Annotated in this window: 13 protein-coding genes; 8 read left to right on the forward strand and 5 right to left on the reverse strand. The window is 72.5% G+C overall.

What is annotated here, in order from left to right; translation table 11 throughout:
- Window positions 1-406: 406 nt before the first annotated feature.
- On the reverse strand, window positions 407-1,909 hold the full coding sequence (locus BEP24_RS13555; RefSeq protein WP_065964278.1) for an alpha-N-arabinofuranosidase: 1,503 nt from the start codon (window positions 1,907-1,909) through the stop codon (window positions 407-409).
- Between the two features lie 358 nt (window positions 1,910-2,267).
- Between BEP24_RS13555 and BEP24_RS13560 the strand changes: the two genes are divergently transcribed.
- Genes BEP24_RS13560 through BEP24_RS13570 form a run of 3 tightly spaced genes read left to right on the forward strand, consistent with a single transcriptional unit; the run spans window position 2,268 to window position 5,481 of the window.
- Window positions 2,268-3,545, forward strand: coding sequence for an extracellular solute-binding protein (locus tag BEP24_RS13560; RefSeq protein WP_253181691.1), 1,278 nt, complete (start codon window positions 2,268-2,270; stop codon window positions 3,543-3,545).
- Window positions 3,546-3,599: 54 nt separating this feature from the next.
- A complete protein-coding gene (locus BEP24_RS13565; protein ID WP_141693469.1) occupies window positions 3,600-4,565 on the forward strand; it encodes a sugar ABC transporter permease in 966 nt (321 codons plus the stop codon).
- A 1-nt stretch (window position 4,566) separates the two neighbouring features.
- On the forward strand, window positions 4,567-5,481 hold the full coding sequence (locus BEP24_RS13570; RefSeq protein WP_065964280.1) for a carbohydrate ABC transporter permease: 915 nt from the start codon (window positions 4,567-4,569) through the stop codon (window positions 5,479-5,481).
- Window positions 5,482-5,636: 155 nt separating this feature from the next.
- Here the strand turns inward: BEP24_RS13570 and BEP24_RS13575 are convergent, their stop codons facing one another.
- Window positions 5,637-6,014: a VOC family protein gene (locus BEP24_RS13575; protein ID WP_065964282.1), complete on the reverse strand. Its 378-nt coding sequence runs from the start codon at window positions 6,012-6,014 to the stop codon at window positions 5,637-5,639.
- A 40-nt stretch (window positions 6,015-6,054) separates the two neighbouring features.
- Window positions 6,055-6,882, reverse strand: a complete 828-nt coding sequence (locus BEP24_RS13580; RefSeq protein WP_065964283.1) for a siderophore-interacting protein — start codon at window positions 6,880-6,882, stop codon at window positions 6,055-6,057.
- A 28-nt stretch (window positions 6,883-6,910) separates the two neighbouring features.
- Here BEP24_RS13580 and BEP24_RS13585 point away from each other — a divergent pair, with 28 nt between their 5' ends.
- From BEP24_RS13585 to BEP24_RS13600, 4 genes are all read left to right on the forward strand, one after another.
- Window positions 6,911-8,062 (forward strand): iron ABC transporter permease, encoded by a 1,152-nt coding sequence (locus BEP24_RS13585; RefSeq protein ID WP_253181692.1) that lies wholly within the window; start codon window positions 6,911-6,913, stop codon window positions 8,060-8,062.
- Window positions 8,059-9,144, forward strand: coding sequence for an iron ABC transporter permease (locus tag BEP24_RS13590; RefSeq protein WP_253181693.1), 1,086 nt, complete (start codon window positions 8,059-8,061; stop codon window positions 9,142-9,144). The genes BEP24_RS13585 and BEP24_RS13590 overlap by 4 nt, the downstream gene beginning before the upstream one ends.
- The gene (locus BEP24_RS13595) at window positions 9,141-10,067 is read left to right on the forward strand and encodes an ABC transporter ATP-binding protein (protein WP_253181694.1); all 927 of its coding nucleotides are present in this window, start codon (window positions 9,141-9,143) and stop codon (window positions 10,065-10,067) included. Before BEP24_RS13590 ends, BEP24_RS13595 begins: the two co-directional genes overlap by 4 nt.
- Before the next feature lie 138 nt (window positions 10,068-10,205).
- A complete protein-coding gene (locus tag BEP24_RS13600) occupies window positions 10,206-11,231 on the forward strand; it encodes an ABC transporter substrate-binding protein (RefSeq protein ID WP_083230368.1) in 1,026 nt (341 codons plus the stop codon).
- Between the two features lie 184 nt (window positions 11,232-11,415).
- Here BEP24_RS13600 and BEP24_RS13605 read toward each other — a convergent pair whose 3' ends face one another.
- Window positions 11,416-13,473, reverse strand: coding sequence for a transglycosylase domain-containing protein (locus tag BEP24_RS13605; protein ID WP_065964284.1), 2,058 nt, complete (start codon window positions 13,471-13,473; stop codon window positions 11,416-11,418).
- 201 nt (window positions 13,474-13,674) lie between these two features.
- Here BEP24_RS13605 and BEP24_RS13610 point away from each other — a divergent pair, with 201 nt between their 5' ends.
- Window positions 13,675-14,667 (forward strand): alpha/beta hydrolase, encoded by a 993-nt coding sequence (locus BEP24_RS13610; RefSeq protein WP_065964285.1) that lies wholly within the window; start codon window positions 13,675-13,677, stop codon window positions 14,665-14,667.
- Between the two features lie 69 nt (window positions 14,668-14,736).
- Here BEP24_RS13610 and bla read toward each other — a convergent pair whose 3' ends face one another.
- Window positions 14,737-15,675 carry a class A beta-lactamase gene (gene bla, locus BEP24_RS13615; RefSeq protein WP_253181695.1) on the reverse strand — a complete coding sequence of 313 codons (939 nt, stop codon included), beginning with the start codon at window positions 15,673-15,675 and terminating at the stop codon, window positions 14,737-14,739.
- Window positions 15,676-15,794 lie beyond the last annotated feature (119 nt).

Raw genomic sequence — 15,794 nt, forward strand, 5'->3', positions numbered from 1 at the left:
GGCCGGGAGGGCCGGGACGGGTGGCCGCGGTCCGTGCGACGGACCGCGGCCACCGAGCACCGGGCGTGACCGGCCGGGAGGGCCGGGACGGGTGGCCGCGGTCCGTGCGACGGACCGCGGCCACCGAGCACCGGGCGTGACCCGAACACGGACCCCGGCACCCGCCGCGCCGCCGGGACCTGATCCTCCACTGCGACGCTGCCGTTGCGAGGATGCCTCCGGCGGACGCCCGGGTCAAGTCCGGACTGCGCCCAGCGGACGCTCAGACCGCGATCGGCCTGCGCGCACAGCGGAAGGGCGCCGGCCCGCTCGCGCGGACCGACGCCCTCCGTGCTCACTCGACGCTCACCGTGGCGCTCGCCGAGGCACCTGTGCACCGTGCCCGGGCGGACCGGGCACGGTGGGGTCAGCCGATCGACACCGCGGTCCAGGAGACCGGCGGCAGCTCGATCGTGACGGTGTCGCCCTCGCGACGAACCGTCTCGTTCGTGCGCAGTGCGACCCGCTCGCGGTTCCCGAGGTCGTTCACCGCGTGCACGTCGTCGTCCCACACGCCCTCGGCGTGCACGTCACCCTCGACGCCGATGCCGGCGAGGTCGATCGTGACCGTGGTGGACTCGGTCTGGCTGCGGTTCACGAGGAACACCGCGGCCGTGCCGTCCTCGACCGTCGCGGCCGAGTCGACGACGGGGACCTCGCCGTACTTGCCGCCGTCGACGGTGTCACCGGAGGCCTTGACCTGCAGCGACGTGCCGTTCGCCAGACGCGAGGTCACCGAGAACGGGAAGAACGTCGTCTGCCGCCAGGCCGGACCACCGGGCTCGGTCATGATCGGGCCGATCACGTTGACGAGCTGCGCGAGGCTCGCCGACGCGACGCGGTCGGCGTGGCGGAGCAGCGAGATGAGCAGCCCACCGACGACGACCGCGTCGGCGACCGTGTAGACGTCCTCGAGGAGGCGCGGGGCGACCGGCCAGTCCTGCAGTTCGAAGGTCTTCTGCTGCGCCTCCCAGCGCTTGATCGACCAGACGTTCCACTCGTCGAACGAGATGTCGATCCGCTTGTCGGACTTCTTGTGCGCCTTGACGTGGTCGGCGGCGGTCGTGACCGTGTCGATGAAGTGGTCCATGTTCACGCCCGAGGCCAGGAACGAGGACATGTCGTCGTCCTCCTCGTAGTAGGCGTGCGCCGAGATGTAGTCGACGTCGTCGTAGGTGTGCTCGAGGACCGTGCGCTCCCACTCGCCGAACGTCGGCATCGACGCCCCGGAGGACCCGCACGCGACGAGCTCGAGGTCGGGCTGGATCTGCCGCATGGCCTTCGCGGTCATCGCGGCGAGCTTGCCGTAGTCCTCGGCGTTCTTGTGGCCGAGCTGCCACGGGCCGTCCATCTCGTTGCCGAGGCACCACATCTTGATCGCGAAGGGCTCATGACGGCCGTTCGAGCGGCGGTACTCGCTCAGCGCGGTACCGGCGTCGATGTTCGCGTACTCGAGGAGCTCGATGGCCTCCTGCGTCCCGCGCGTGCCGAGGTTCACGGCGAGCATGAGCTCGGAACCGACCTGGTCGAGCCAGTGCTGGAACTCGTGCAGGCCGACCTCGTTCGTCTCGGTGGAGTGCCACGCGAGGTCGAGGCGACGGGGGCGCTGCTCGACCGGGCCGACGCCGTCCTCCCACTTGTAGCCCGACACGAAGTTGCCGCCCGGGTAGCGGATGGCCGAGACGCCGAGCTCCTTGACGAGCTCGACGACGTCCTTCCGGAAGCCGTGCTCGTCGGCGGTCTCGTGCGCGGGCTCGTGGATGCCGTCGTAGACGTGACGACCGAGGTGCTCGACGAACCCGCCGAACAGCCGACGGCGCACCGGCCCCACGGTGAACGCGCTGTCGAGGACGAGGTGAGTGCGAGGCATGGATCTCCTTCGATCTGCTGGGGGGCTGGTGCTGCACGTGGCGGGAGCGGGTCACGCGTGGGGAGGTCCGATCGGTGTCCGTCGGCCTGCGTGAGCGCTCACGACACGGACGACGCTAGCGGCTCGGGCCCGGACACGGAAGGGGACGCGCACGGTCGTCGTGACGTTCACGAAAAGGCTGGCGCGACGTCCGACCCAGCACTAGTGTGAGCGCTCACGGAGCACCGACCCTGCTCCGCTCGGCCCGTCCCGATGGAGTGATGCCATGCCGATCCGATCCGTTGTACCCACCCCGCCCCCACGCGGCGGCGCCTTCACACGGCGCAGCCTCCTCGCCGGTGCCGCAGCGGGAGCAGCGGTGCTTCCCCTCGCCGCCTGCGCCAGTCCCCTCGCCGCGGGGATCGCCGGCGCCCCACTCAACCCGGAGACGCTCGTCTTCTGGAACCTGTTCGGTGGCGGTGACGGTCTCCGCATGCAGGCGATGGAGGCCGGCTACGCGAAGCAACACGGCGGTTCGTCCTCGCTGCAGGCCACGACGTTCGCCTGGGGCAACCCGTACTACTCGAAGGTGACACTGGCCACCGTCGGGAACAAGCCGCCGGACGTCGCGATCGCGCACCTCACCCGGGCGAAGCCGCTCTGGGACGGCGGGCTGCTCGACGCCATCACGTCCGAGGACCTCGCGAGCGTCGGCCTCAGCGCGAGCGACTTCAACCAGAAGGCGTGGTCGGCCCAGAAGACCGACGGCAAGAACATCTGCGTCCCGCTCGACACGCACCCCTTCGTGCTGTTCTACAACGTTGACGTGTGCCAGAAGGCGGGCCTGATCGGCGCGGACGGCGAGCTCAAGGACCTGAACGGGCTCGAGGCCTTCGAGGCCGCGCTCGCCGCGGTCGCGAAGGTCACCGGCGGCACCGCGCTCAACGTCGCGAACGTGGTGCCCGAGACCGCGACCCCGTGGCGGTTCTTCTGGACGATGTACAACCAGATCGAGGGCGCGACGCCGTTCATCAGCGACGGCGGCGCGAAGCTCACCGTCAACGAGGACGCCTACACCAAGGTCACCGAGATGACCCAGAAGTGGGTGCAGAACGGCTGGATGAACAAGGCGCTCGACTACGCCACGGCGCAGTCGCTGATGTTCGACGGCAAGGCCGGGTTCTTCATGCAGGGCGAGTGGGAGATCAGCACCGCCCAGTCCATCAAGGGGCTGAAGTTCGGCATGGTGCCGATCCCGCAGCTGTTCGACAAGCCGGCCACCCAGGCCGACTCGCACACGTTCATCCTGCCGAAGAAGGACCGCACGCCCGAGCAACGCAAGGCGCACATGCTCTTCATCAAGCAGATGCTCGAGCAGAGCCTCACCTGGGCCGAGGGCGGGCACGTCCCCGCGTACATGCCGACGTTCGACAGCACCGCCTACAAGGACCTCAAGCCGCAGTCGAACTACGCGTCGGCCGCCGAGACCGCCGTGTTCGACGACCCCGCCTGGTACGGCGGGTCCGGCTCCACGTTCGAAGGCATCGTCGGCGCCCAGCTCGCCCTCGTGCAGCAGGGCAGCTCCACCCCGGCCAGCGCGCTCAGTGCCATCAAGGGGCAACTCCAGACCTACCTCGACACCCCGAGCCCGCTGTGATGCGGCCCGCGACCCCCTCGATCCCTGTGGCCCCCGCACGAGAGGCACGATGACGTGACCGCTGCACCCGTTCTCACCCGTCCCACCGACGCCGCGTCGATCACCGGCCGGACCCGCCCCCGCGTCAACTCGACGAACCGCGGGCAGGGCCGCTCCGGCTGGCTGTTCCTCGCCCCGTTCGGACTCTTCTACCTGGCCTTCCTGCTGGGGCCGACGGTCTGGATGATCGTCACCAGCTTCTTCAACACCTCGACCGTCCGCACCGGCCTCGGCAGCTTCGCCGGGTTCGCGAACTACGCCGAGATGCTCGGACGCGCCGACTTCTGGTCGTCGCTCTGGCACACCCTGCAGTTCACGCTGTACACGACGCCGCCGCTCGTCATCCTGGCGTTCGTGTTCGCCGTGCTGACGAACCGGATGAACCGCGGCCAGTGGTTCTTCCGCCTCGCGTTCTTCCTGCCGTTCATCCTGCCGTCGGCGACGATCTCGCTCATCTGGGTGTTCATCTTCACGCCGTCGACCGGCCTGTGGGCGAGCCTGCAGACCGCGATCGGGATGACCCCGGGCTCCGGGATGCTGTCCAGCCCGAACACCGCGATGATCGGCGTCGCGATCGCCACGATCTGGTGGACGCTCGGGTTCAACTTCGTGCTGTACCTGGCCGGCCTGCAGGAGATCCCCCGTGAGCTGTACGAGGCCGCGGCCGTCGACGGCGCCTCGAACTGGCAGCAGATCAAGTCGATCACGCTGCCGCTGCTCGGCCGCACGACGACCCTGGTGATCCTGCTCCAGATCATCGCGAGCCTGAAGATCTTCGACCAGGTCTACCTGATGACGAACGGCGGCCCGGGCATCTCGACCCAGGTCTCGCTGCAGCTCATCACGGGCGTCGGTTTCACCGACAACCGCCTCGGTGCGGCATCGGCCGCCTCGGTGCTCCTGTTCATCGTGATCGTCGCGATCGCGGTCATCCGGCAGCTCGTCGAGCGCGCTGCCGCCAAGCGAGAGATCGGTGCCTGACATGACCGCCACCGAGAGCATCACGACCGGCCGCCCGAAGTACCGGTCCGGCGTCTCGTCGGCCGCCCCGACGAGCGCCGCGAAGATCGGCGTCAGCGGACGCGGCTTCACGATCGCGTCGGGCATCATCCTGACCGTCTTCGCGATCATCTGGCTCATCCCGAGCCTGTTCGCGCTGAAGACCTCGCTGTCCGACAACGGCGTCGCCGCACTGGGCGCGAACTCGATCCTGTCGAACTGGAACCCGACGCTGCACTCCTACGCGTCGCTGTTCCAGGCCGGGGACATCTGGAACTGGTACCTCGCCAGCGGGATCACGAGCCTGTTCACCACGGCGCTGACGGTGCTGTTCGCCTCGATGGCGGCGTTCGCGCTGTCCCGCCTGGCGTTCCGCGGCCGCAACGTCGCGTTCCTGCTCATCATCCTGGGCATCATGATCCCGACGCAGGTCCTGATCATCCCGATCTTCCAGGAGCTCAACGCGGTCAACCTGCTGAACACCTACTGGTCGGTGATCTTCCCGCAGGTACCCGCCGTGATCGCGGTGTTCATCTTCAAGCAGTTCTTCGACGGCATCCCGAAGGAGCTCGAGGAGGCCGCGCGCATCGACGGCGCGGGCATGTGGAAGATCTACTGGTCGGTCATCCTGCCGCTGTCGCGTCCGGTCATCGCCGCCGTGGCGATCCTGACGTTCGTCGGGGTGTGGAACAACCTGCTGCTGCCGCTGTTCGTGCTGTCGAACCCGGACCTCATGACGATCCCGGTCGGGCTCGCCACGGTCCAGGGCAGCTTCGGTCAGCGCTACGCGGACATCCAGGCCGGGGCGATCCTGGCGGCGCTGCCGCTCATCATCCTCTACCTGATCTTCCAGCGGCAGATCGTCGAGGGCGTGACGGGGTCCGGCCTCAAGGGCTGACGCGACCCCGGGACGGACGGGAGGCGCGGTGCCGGCTGGCACCGCGCCTCCCGTCCGTCGTCCGGTCGCGTCGGCGAGGTGCGACCACGTCCGCGGCCTGCGGTCGCACCGGCGACCCGCGTCCGCGCTGCGCCGTCACGGCCGCAACGCGGGTCTCAGAGCGGGTCGAGGCGCCTGCGCAGCAGGCAGAACTCGTTGCCCTCGGGGTCCTGCAGGACGTGCCACGACTCCTCGCCGGTCTGCCCGATGTCGGCCGGCCGCGCACCGAGGCCGAGCAGGCGTTCCAGCTCGGCGTCCTGGTCGCGGTCGACGGGCGAGACGTCGATGTGCAGGCGGAGGGGCTGCGCCTTCGCGTGCTCGACCTTCGACAGGATGATCGTCGGGGCCGCTCCCCCGAACCCGGACTCGGGCCCGATCTCGATGCCGTCCTCGTCCTTGCCGAGTTCGACGTAGCCCAGCACGGCGCACCAGAAGCGCGACAGCTCCTCGGGGTCGTGACAGTTCAGCACCAGTTCGCTCAGTCGGCTGCTCATGCCGCGACCGTACTCGTCGCGGGACGCGGTCGACCGGAGCTCAGGCGGGGACGACCTGCCGGGCGTCGTGCTTCCAGAACCCCGAGAACGTGATGCGGTCCTTGGGCAGCCCGGCCCGGTGCAGGTGCCGACGCCCCTCGGTGGCCAGGCGGGACTCCCCCACGACGAAGGCGTACCCGCGGTCGTCGGAGGGGACGTGCCGCTGGAGTTCGGCGAGCGCCGCGTGCCCCGGGACGTCGTGCTCGGTCTCGTCGCGGACGATCCAGGTCACGAGGACGCCGGCCGGCGCGTCGAGCTCGCGCACGTCGCCGGCGGTCGGGACCTCCTGGATGATGCGGCCGACCGTGTCGCGCGGCAGCGACGCGGCGATGCCGACGACGCCGGGCAGGCCGGTCTCCTCGGCGGCGATGACGACCTCGCTCGTGTCGGGCGGGCAGTCGAAGATGCAGCCCTGGTCGAGGAGCGCGAGCTCGTCGCCGGGTCGGGCGGCGCAGGCCCAGATCGCGGCGCGGCCCTCGGGCTCGCCGTCACGGTCGCAGTGCACCACGAAGTCGACGTCGAGCTCGGCCGCGTCGGGGCGGAAGGCCGCGACCGTGTAGTTCGCGCAGTGCGGTCGGACGGCCTCGGGGATCGCGAGGAACGACGGCCACCAGCGGCGCCCGTCGAGGTCCGGCATGCGGAAGCCGTCCTGGTCGGGGCGGGGCACGAACAGGCGGAACCAGTGGTCGAAGCCGAGGAACGGGAAGGCGTGCAGGTCGGCTCCGGTGACGGTCACGCGCTGGATCGACGGGGTGTGGCGGACGCTCCGGACGACGCGGGCCCGGAACAGGGCGGGGTTCTCGGGGAGGAGCCGCGGGGTCTTCGCCATGAGGCAAGGCTACCCTAAGCTGGTCCGCGTGCCAGCCCCCGATCCCCTGACGACGCCGACCCCGGCGGACCGCCGTCCGGCGTCCCCGGCGGCGGCTCCGGACCCCCGGACGCCCGGCGCGGCGGCTCCCGGTGCAGCGCGGGTCGGCGGCACCGGCGTCGCGGCCCTCGGAGTGCACCGTGCCGCGGTCCGACGCCGGGTCGCGGTCGTCGCGGCCCTGGTCGTCGTCCTGCTGCTGGCCGCCGTCGCGAGCCTGCTCTTCGGCAGCAACCGGCTCGGGGTCGACCAGGTCCTCGCGGGGCTGACCCGCACCGGGTCGAGCACGACCGAGGCCGTCGTCTGGGGGTCACGCATCCCCCGCACCCTGATCGGGGCCGCGGTGGGAGCCGCACTCGGGATCGCCGGTCTGCTCATGCAGGGGCACACCCGCAACCCGCTCGCCGACCCCGGGCTGTTCGGCGTCTCGTCCGGTGCCGGCCTGGCGGTCGTGCTCGGGGTCTACGTCTTCGGGGTGACGAGCACGGGCGCGACCGTGTGGTTCGCCCTCGCGGGTGCGGTCGTCGCGAGCGTCGTCGTCTTCTCGGTCACGATCGCCGGCAGCGACACCGCGAGCCCCGTTCCACTCGCACTGGCCGGCGCCGCGGTGTCGGCGCTGCTCGGCGCCGTGACGTCCTTCATCGTGCTCACCGACCAGCAGTCGCTCGACGCGTACCGCCTGTGGGTGGTCGGCTCGCTCGCGGCCCGGCAGCTCGACGTCCTGGCCGCCGCCGCCCCGTTCCTCCTCGTCGGACTCGCCCTCGCGGTGGCGAACGTCCGGTCGCTCGACGCCCTCGGGCTCGGTGCGGAGCTGGCCAGGGGGCTCGGCGAGAACGTGCTCGTCGCGCGGCTCGTCGGCCTCGGCGGCATCACCCTCCTCGCCGCGGGGGCGACCGCCGCCGCCGGGCCGATCGGGTTCGTCGGCCTCACCGTCCCGCACGTCGCCCGCGCGCTGGTCGGCACCGGGCACCGCTGGACCCTGCCGGTGAGCGCCCTCGTCGGCGCGGCCCTCGTGCTCGTCGCCGACGTGGTCGGGCGGCTGGTCGGCGGGTTCTCCGAGGTCGAGGTCGGCATCGTCCTCGCCGTCATCGGCGGACCGGTCTTCGTCGCCGTCGCCCGCCGTCGATCGCTGGTGTCGCTGTGAACGCCACGACCCGCAGCCCCGAGGTCGTCCCCGGCCGCCGCGGCGTGCGCGTCGGCCCGGTCGGGCTCGCCTGGCGCCCCCGGGTGCTCTGGTACACGGTCGGTGCGCTCGTGGCGGCCCTCGTCCTCGTGGTCCTCGGCGTCGCGATCGGCAGCACCTGGATCGCCCCCGCCACCGTCGTCCGCGCGCTGCTCGGCGCCGAGGACGGCCCCGAGGGCTTCATCGTCACGACCCTGCGCCTGCCCCGCGTGCTCACCGGCGCCCTCGTCGGCCTCGTGCTCGGCGTCGCCGGTGCCCTGACGCAGACCGTCACGCGCAACCCGCTCGGCACCCCGGACATCATCGGCGTCACCGCGGGCGCGAGCGTCGGCGCGGTCGCCGCGATCGTGCTCGGCGGCGGGTCGTACTCGGTGTCCTCGATCGTCCTCGGCGGCGGCATCCCGGTCGCGGCGACGATCGGTGCGCTCGTCGCCGCCGCGGCCGTGTACGGCTTCGGGTGGCGCGGCGGGGTGCAGAGCTACCGGCTCGTCCTCGTCGGCATCGGCGTGAGCGCGACGCTCGACGCGGTCACGAGCTACCTGCTCGTCCGCGCGAAGATCACGATCGCGACCGCGGCCTCGCAGTGGCTCGTCGGCAGCCTGTCGAGCACCTCGTGGTCGGCGGTGTGGCCGCTGCTCGTGGTCGCCGCCGTCGCGGTGCCGCTCGCCCTCGCCACGAGTGCGACCCTCGGCACCGGTCAGCTCGGGGACGAGGTCGCCACCGGCGTCGGGCTCGGGGTGCAGCGGCACCGGCTGCTCGTCATCGTGCTCGCCGTCGTGCTCACCGCCACCGCGGTCGCCGCCGCCGGGCCGATCGGGTTCGTGGCGTTCGTCGTGCCCCAGGTCGCGCTGCGCCTCGCGGGCACGAACCGCCCGCCGCTGCTGCTCGCCGGGGCCCTCGGTGCCGTCCTCGTGCTCGGGGCCGACCTGCTCGCCCGCTCCGCGTTCCCGTGGCAGGTGCCCGTCGGCATCGTCACGACCGTCGTCGGCGCCCCCTACCTGATCTGGCTCCTCGTCCGGCACCGCAAGGAGATGTCCCGATGACCGCACGCAGCGCGACCGACCCGTCCACGGCGACCGGGGCCGACGGACGAGGCCACCCGGCCGCCCCCGGCGCCGATGCGACCACCCCGTCGACGCACGCCGACGCACCGACCCGCACCGCGCCTCCCGGCGGGGTCCCCGTGCTCGAGGCGCGCGGCCTGTCCGTCGGCTACGACCGCGAGCCGGTCCTGCGCGACCTGGACCTGCGGATCGAGCGCGGGACCGTCACGACGTTCCTCGGTGCGAACGGCTGCGGGAAGTCGACGCTGCTCAAGGCCTTCGGGCGCGTGCTGAAGCCGCAGTCCGGCGAGGTCCTGCTCGACGGCACCCCGATCCGTCGGGAACCGACCCGCTCCGTCGCACGTCGGCTCGCGATCCTGCCGCAGTCCCCCGTCGCGCCGGCCGGCACGAGCGTGCTCGACCTCGTCATGCGCGGCCGCAACCCGCACCAGGCCTGGGCGCGACCGTGGACCGCGGAGGACGCCGACGTCGCCGAGCGGGCGATCGCCGCCACCGGGCTCACCGAGGTCGCGCACCGCGACGTCGCGAGCCTGTCCGGTGGACAGCGGCAGCGCGCGTGGATCGCCCTGGTCGTCGCACAGCAGGCCGAGACGCTCCTGCTCGACGAGCCGACGACCTACCTCGACCTCGCGCACCAGCTCGACGTCCTGCGGCTCGTGCGGCGGCTGAACCGGGAGCAGGGCTCGACGGTCGTCATGGTGCTGCACGACCTGACGCTCGCCGCGCGCTACTCGGACCGGCTCGTGGTGCTGCACGACGGCGGGGCGGTCGCGGACGGGACGCCGCAGGAGGTCCTCACACCCGCGGTGCTCGAGCGGGCGTTCGGGCTGCACGCCCGGGTGGTGCCGGACCCGGTCACCGGGGCGCCGATGATCGTGCCCGAGGCCGACGAGCACGACTGAGCAGGGGCGGGGACGCGCGCGGGAGCGCCGGCGCTCGCACGAGTGCGGCAGCGCGTGCGGCAGCGCGCGACGCGCGTGCGGCCCCCGGGCAGCCCCGCACCTGGCGGAACCCACAGAGTTAGGTTAGGCTCCCCTAACGTGAAGATCCTCCGCCGCGGCTCCGTGCGCGCCGCCCTCGTGACCTCCGTGGCCGTCTCGGCCCTCCTGCTCTCCGGCTGCTCCGCATCGGACGGTGCCGACGACTCCTCCGGGGGCGCGGCGAAGGGTTCCGCAGCGAGCGGTCCGTGGTCGTACCGGGACGCCACCGGCGCCACCGTGAAGACCGACCACACCCCGAAGCGCGTGGTCGTCCTGAACGACATCGCGATCTCGTTCATCGAGTACGGCGTGCGCCCGGTCGGCACGTTCGGGCAGCTCACGATGGCGAAGGACAAGCGCTTCGCGGGGCTCGACACGAAGGGCATCACGCAGCTCGGCGACGCCTACGGCGACATCGACCTCGAGGAGCTCGCGGCCCTGAAGCCCGACCTCGTCGTCACCTCGGTGTACCCGACCGACGAGAAGGGCACGCTGGACAAGACGCAGCCCGCGTACGGCTTCAAGGACAAGGAGCAGCAGCAGCAGGTCGAGGCCATCGCTCCCGTCGCGACGGTCGAGTGGGGCGGCAAGGGCGAGGACGTCATCGAGGAGATCGCCGACCTCGCCGAGTCGCTCGGTGCGCCCGAGTCGAAGGTCGAGGCCGCCGAGAAGCGCTTCGACGCCGCGGAGGACGAGCTCGAGAAGGCCGCGAAGGCGAGCGACGTGTCCGTCGTCTCGATGTACGCCGACGGCGACGGCGCCTACGTCACCCGCCCGTCCGACGAGCCGACGCTGCAGATGTACTCGTCGTTCGGTGTCGACTTCGTCGACCCGAAGCCGAAGGGCTTCTACTGGGGCATCTACTCGTGGGAGAACGCCGGTCAGATCACCGGCGACGTCCTGCTGCTCTCCCAGCAGGGGTACCAGGTGGCGGACCTCGAGAAGCAGCCGACGTTCGCCGACAACCCGGCACTCAGGGCCGGCCAGGTGCACAGCTGGACGTTCCCGGCCCTCGACTACGCGTCGCAGGCCGACTACATGACGAAGCTCGCGGGCTGGCTCGCCGAGAGCAAGAAGGTCTCGTAGCCCGGGTGGAGCCGGACGGGAGGCGCGGTGCCGGCTGGCACCGCGCCTCCCGTCGTCCGCGGGGTCGCCACCACCGCCCCGATGGAGCAGACGACGTCGGGTCGCGCCGTGCGACCCGACGTCGTCTGCTCCATCGACGAGGGCGAAGGGCACCGGGGACGCCGGGTGCGCCGGTGCCCGGGCGTCAGCGGACGGGCAGGGCGGCGTTCACCGCGGTCTGCGCCTGCCGCCAGACGCCCGCTCGCGCACCGGCGTAGTTCCCGCCCTGTCCGTTCGCGTACCGCCGGAGGTTCGCCTTGCCGCCGTCGGTGTTCCCCTGCCAGTAGGCCGTGACGGCGCGCTCGCTGCCGCCGACGAGCCAGATCTGGTCGGCGGCGTCGGTCGTGCCGGTCTTGCCGAACAGCGTCGTGCCGTCCGGCGTCTGCCCGCCTTCCGCGGTCCCGCCCCGGAAGGCGCCGCGCATCACGTCGAACGCCGTCGCCGCCGTCGACGCGGACACCGCCCGGGAGCAGGTGCGCGGCTGTCCGCCGAGGGCCTCCCCGTCGCGGCCGGTCACCTGGTCGACGACGACCGGGGCGCAGTACACCCCGCCGTTCGCGATGCCGGCGTACGCCGCGGCCATGGTGAGCGGTGCGATGCTCGTCGTCCCGAGCACCGCGGCCGGGTTCGCCGGCAGTTCGCCGCCGCTCGCGGGGTGCACACCGAGCCGGGTCGCCACGTCGCGGATGTCGCACAGGTCGAGCTTCGACGCCATGTCGGCGTAGGCGGCGTTGACCGACTGCGCCGTGGCCGAGCGCACCGAGTACGGCCCGGTCTGCCCCGCCGAGTCGTTCTTCGGGTTCCAGGCCTTCGTGGTGACGCGCTTGCCGCACTGCGTCCACGAGGACCGGGCCTGCCGGGTGCCGTCGACGACCGCGTCGGGGCTCCGACCGTCGGCCAGCCAGGCGAGCAGCGTGAACATCTTGTAGGTCGACCCGACCTGGAAGCCCGTCGAGCCGCCGTTCGCCTCGTCGGTCGCGAAGTTCAGCGAGGTCGCCGTCGGCGGGGCCGTCGAGGAACGGTCGTAGTCGGTGTTCTGCGCCATCGTGAGCACGCGCCCGGTGCCGGCCTCGACCGTGTCGAACGTGGCGCCGAGGGCGAACTGCGCGCGAGCGGCGCCGTCGTACCGGTCGAGCAGCTCCTTGTGCCGGTCGTTGAGGTCGAGGTCGAGCGTCGTCTGCACGCGCAGTCCGCCCTTCCGCCAGGCGTCCGCCCGGGCGGCGTCGTCCGCGCCGAGCTGCGGCAGCGCCTTCGCGACCTCGACCGCGTACGCGCAGAGGTACTCCGCCCCGCGGACCGCCGACTCGCAGCCCTGCCGCGACGGGGTGAGCCGGACGTAGTCGGCCGGTGTCGAGGCGAGCGCGGCCTGCAGCCCGGCGTCGTCGAGGTGCCCCTGCTGGTGCATCGACCGCAGGATGACGTCGCGGCGGGCCTGGTTCGCGGCGTGGTGCTCCGGGGTCGACAGGTCACGTTCCTCGGGCCACTGCACGATCGCGACGAGCGACGCCGCCTCGGCCGGGCTGAGGTCGGCGGCGTCCTTGCCGTAGTAGTGCTGCGACGCGGACTGCACGCCGTACGTCTGGTCGCCGAAGTAGGCGATGTTGAGGTACGCGGCCAGGATCTCGTCCTTCGTGTGCCGCTTCGCCAGGCCGATCGCGAGCTTGACCTCGCCGAGCTTGCGGTCGAGCGACCGCTTCGTCGCCTCCTCCGTGGCGGCGTCGCGCTCCTCCTGGGTCGGCAGTTCACTGGCCGCCTGGATCTTGATGTTCCGGACGAGCTGCATCGTCAGCGTCGACCCGCCGCTCCCGCCCTCGCCGCCCGAGGCCACCACGCTGACGAGCGACCGGACCAGGCTCGTGGCGTCGACGCCGCCGGTCTCGCGGAACCGCTTGTCCTCGCCGTCGATCGCGGCGTGCTCGACGGTGTCGCTGATCCGGTCGAGCCCGACCTCCTGCCGGTTCTGGTCCCACACGTCGGCCAGGTGCACGGGCTGTCCGCCGCGGTACGCCCAGACCTCGTTGCGGGTCTGCAGGTCACCGATCTCGATGTACTCGGGCATCGAGTCGAAGACGTCGATCGCGCTCGTCGTCCCGATCCCGGCCACCGCGAGCACCGGCGTCACGCCGACGCCCACCAGCAGCCCGGCCAGCACGCTGCCGCCCACGAATCCGGCCGCGGCCCCGGTCACCCGTCGCATCGTCATGTGTCTCCCCCTCGGTCGAGTCCGTGGTGACCCTCGCAGCGCTCCTCGGGCGATCACCCCGCGTTCCCGGGGTGGACACGGGGTGCGGGCTGGGAAAGGCCCGGGTCGGCACGGATCGTTACCGACGGCGGTGTCCGCGTGATGCGTCCGTGACCCGCTCGTGACCGGGTCGTGACCGGCGGCGGAGGCTAGCCTCGGGGCATGGAGACGGGGCGCTGGCGCGAGGACGTCCTCGGCCCGCCCTTCGAGCGGCTCGAGCTGCCGCTCGGCGAGGACACCGAGGGCCCCGTGGTCGCCACCCTCGTCCGGCGCCGACGGTCCCCGAACGACCTGCTCCTGCACGCCCGCGGACCGCTGCACGGCGTCGACGTGCTCTACGTGCACGGGTGGTCGGACTACTTCTTCCAGGTCGAGCTCGCCGAACGCGTCGAACGGCTCGGGGCGCGCTTCCACGCGCTCGACCTCCGCAAGTACGGGCGGAGCCTGCGCCCGCACCAGACCCCCGGCAACGTCGACGACCTCGCGGTGTACGACGAGGACATCGGGGCCGCGCTCGACGCGATCGCCGCCGAGCACCACGGCGGCCCCCGACGGCGGCTCGTGCCGATGGGCCACTCGACCGGCGGGCTGACGCTGTCGCTCTGGGCTGCGCGGCACCCGGAGCTCGTCGACGGCCTCGTCCTGAACAGTCCGTGGCTCGAGTTCCAGGCGAGCGCGGTCGGCCGGGCCCTCGTGGCGCCGGTGATCCGGCTCGGCGCCCGGCGGAACCCGCTCGCGCCGATGCCCGCGGTCGACCCCGGCTTCTACACGAGGACCGTCTCGGCGGCGGGCGAGGGCTCGTGGACGTACGACCAGCAGTGGCGCCCGGACCGCGGGTTCCCGCTCCACCCGAACTGGCTCGCCGCCGTGTTCGCCGGGCAGGAGCAGGTCGAGCGGGGGCTCGGCATCGGCGTCCCGACGCTCGTGCTGCTGAGCGACCGGAGCATGCTCCAGCCGCGCTGGGACGACGGCATGGCCCGGGCCGACGTCGCGATCAACGTGGACGTGGTCGCCCGACGGGCACTGTCGCTCGGGGCCGAGGTGACCGTCCGTCGGCTGCACGGCGCCCTGCACGACGTCGTGCTGTCCGTGCCCGCCGTCCGCGAGCAGGCGTACGACGCGGTCGCCCGCTGGTCGGCCTCGCTCCCCCGCTGACAGGTCCGGCTGTGGGCCGGAGCAGCTGCCGGCCGGTCCGGCTGCTGACCAGTCCGGTCGCTGTCCCGGTCAGCCGCCGGTCGTGGCCCCGAGCCGCTCGACCGCCGTCCGGGTGACCTCGGCCACGAGTGCGTCGGACGGCTCGGCGTCCGACGCCGGGTGCGACGTCATCACGACGAGCACGATCGCGTCGCGCCCGGGCGGCGTGACGACCGCGATGTCGTTCCGGACGCCGTACGACGCCGTCCCAGTCTTGTCCGCCACCGTCCACGCGGGGTCGACCCCGGCCCGGATCGTGCCGTCGCCGGTCGTCGTCCCGCGCATCGAGCCGAGCAGCAGCGCCCGGTCGTCGGCGTCGAGGACGTCCCCGAGCAGCACCGCGCGCAGGTCGGTGGCGGACTGCGCCGGGGTCGTGGTGTCCCGCCGGTCGCCCGGCACGGCGGTGTTGAGGTCGGGCTCGGTGCGGGACACGTCCGTCACGTCGTCCCCGGTGCTGCGGAGCCAGCGCGCCACCGCGTCCACGCCGCCGAGGCGTTCGACGAGCAGGTTCGCCGCGGTGTTGTCGGAGGACCGGACCGCGGCGTCGACGAGCTGCCGCACGGTCAGCCCGGTGTCCACCGCTGGGCGCGTCACCGGGGCGTACGACAGCAGGTCGCCCCGGTCGTAGTGCACGACCTCGTCGAGGTCCGACCCGGTCGCGGCGTCGAGGACGGCCGCGGCGATGAACACCTTGTTCGTCGAGGCGAAGGCGAACCGCTCGTCGGCGCGGTACCCGATCGCGTGCCCGTCGCCGGTGTCGAGCGCGACCACGCCGACCCGGGCACCCGCGCGGGCCTCGAGCGCGGCGAAGGCCTGCCCGGTGGCGGCGTCGGCCGTCGGTACCGGAGCCGGCGTCGAGGACGGCGCACCCGTGGTCGACGCGCTCGGCGCCACGGACGAGCGGGGTGTGGCCGTCGGGCCGCCGGTGCTGCAAGCGGCGAGCGCCAGCAGCCCCGCCACGGCGGACACCGCGAGCAGGCTCGCGCGCGTCGTGCGCCTCGGCCGGGTCGTCCCCGCCGCGCGGCTCGGCGGGGTCGTCCTCGGCGCGCGGGTCGGCCGCGCCGTCTTCGTGGTCTGCACGGGCCGAG

Origin of the sequence: Curtobacterium sp. UCD-KPL2560 (assembly GCF_001705035.1) — a bacterium.
Taxonomy (GTDB): Bacteria; Actinomycetota; Actinomycetes; order Actinomycetales; family Microbacteriaceae; genus Curtobacterium.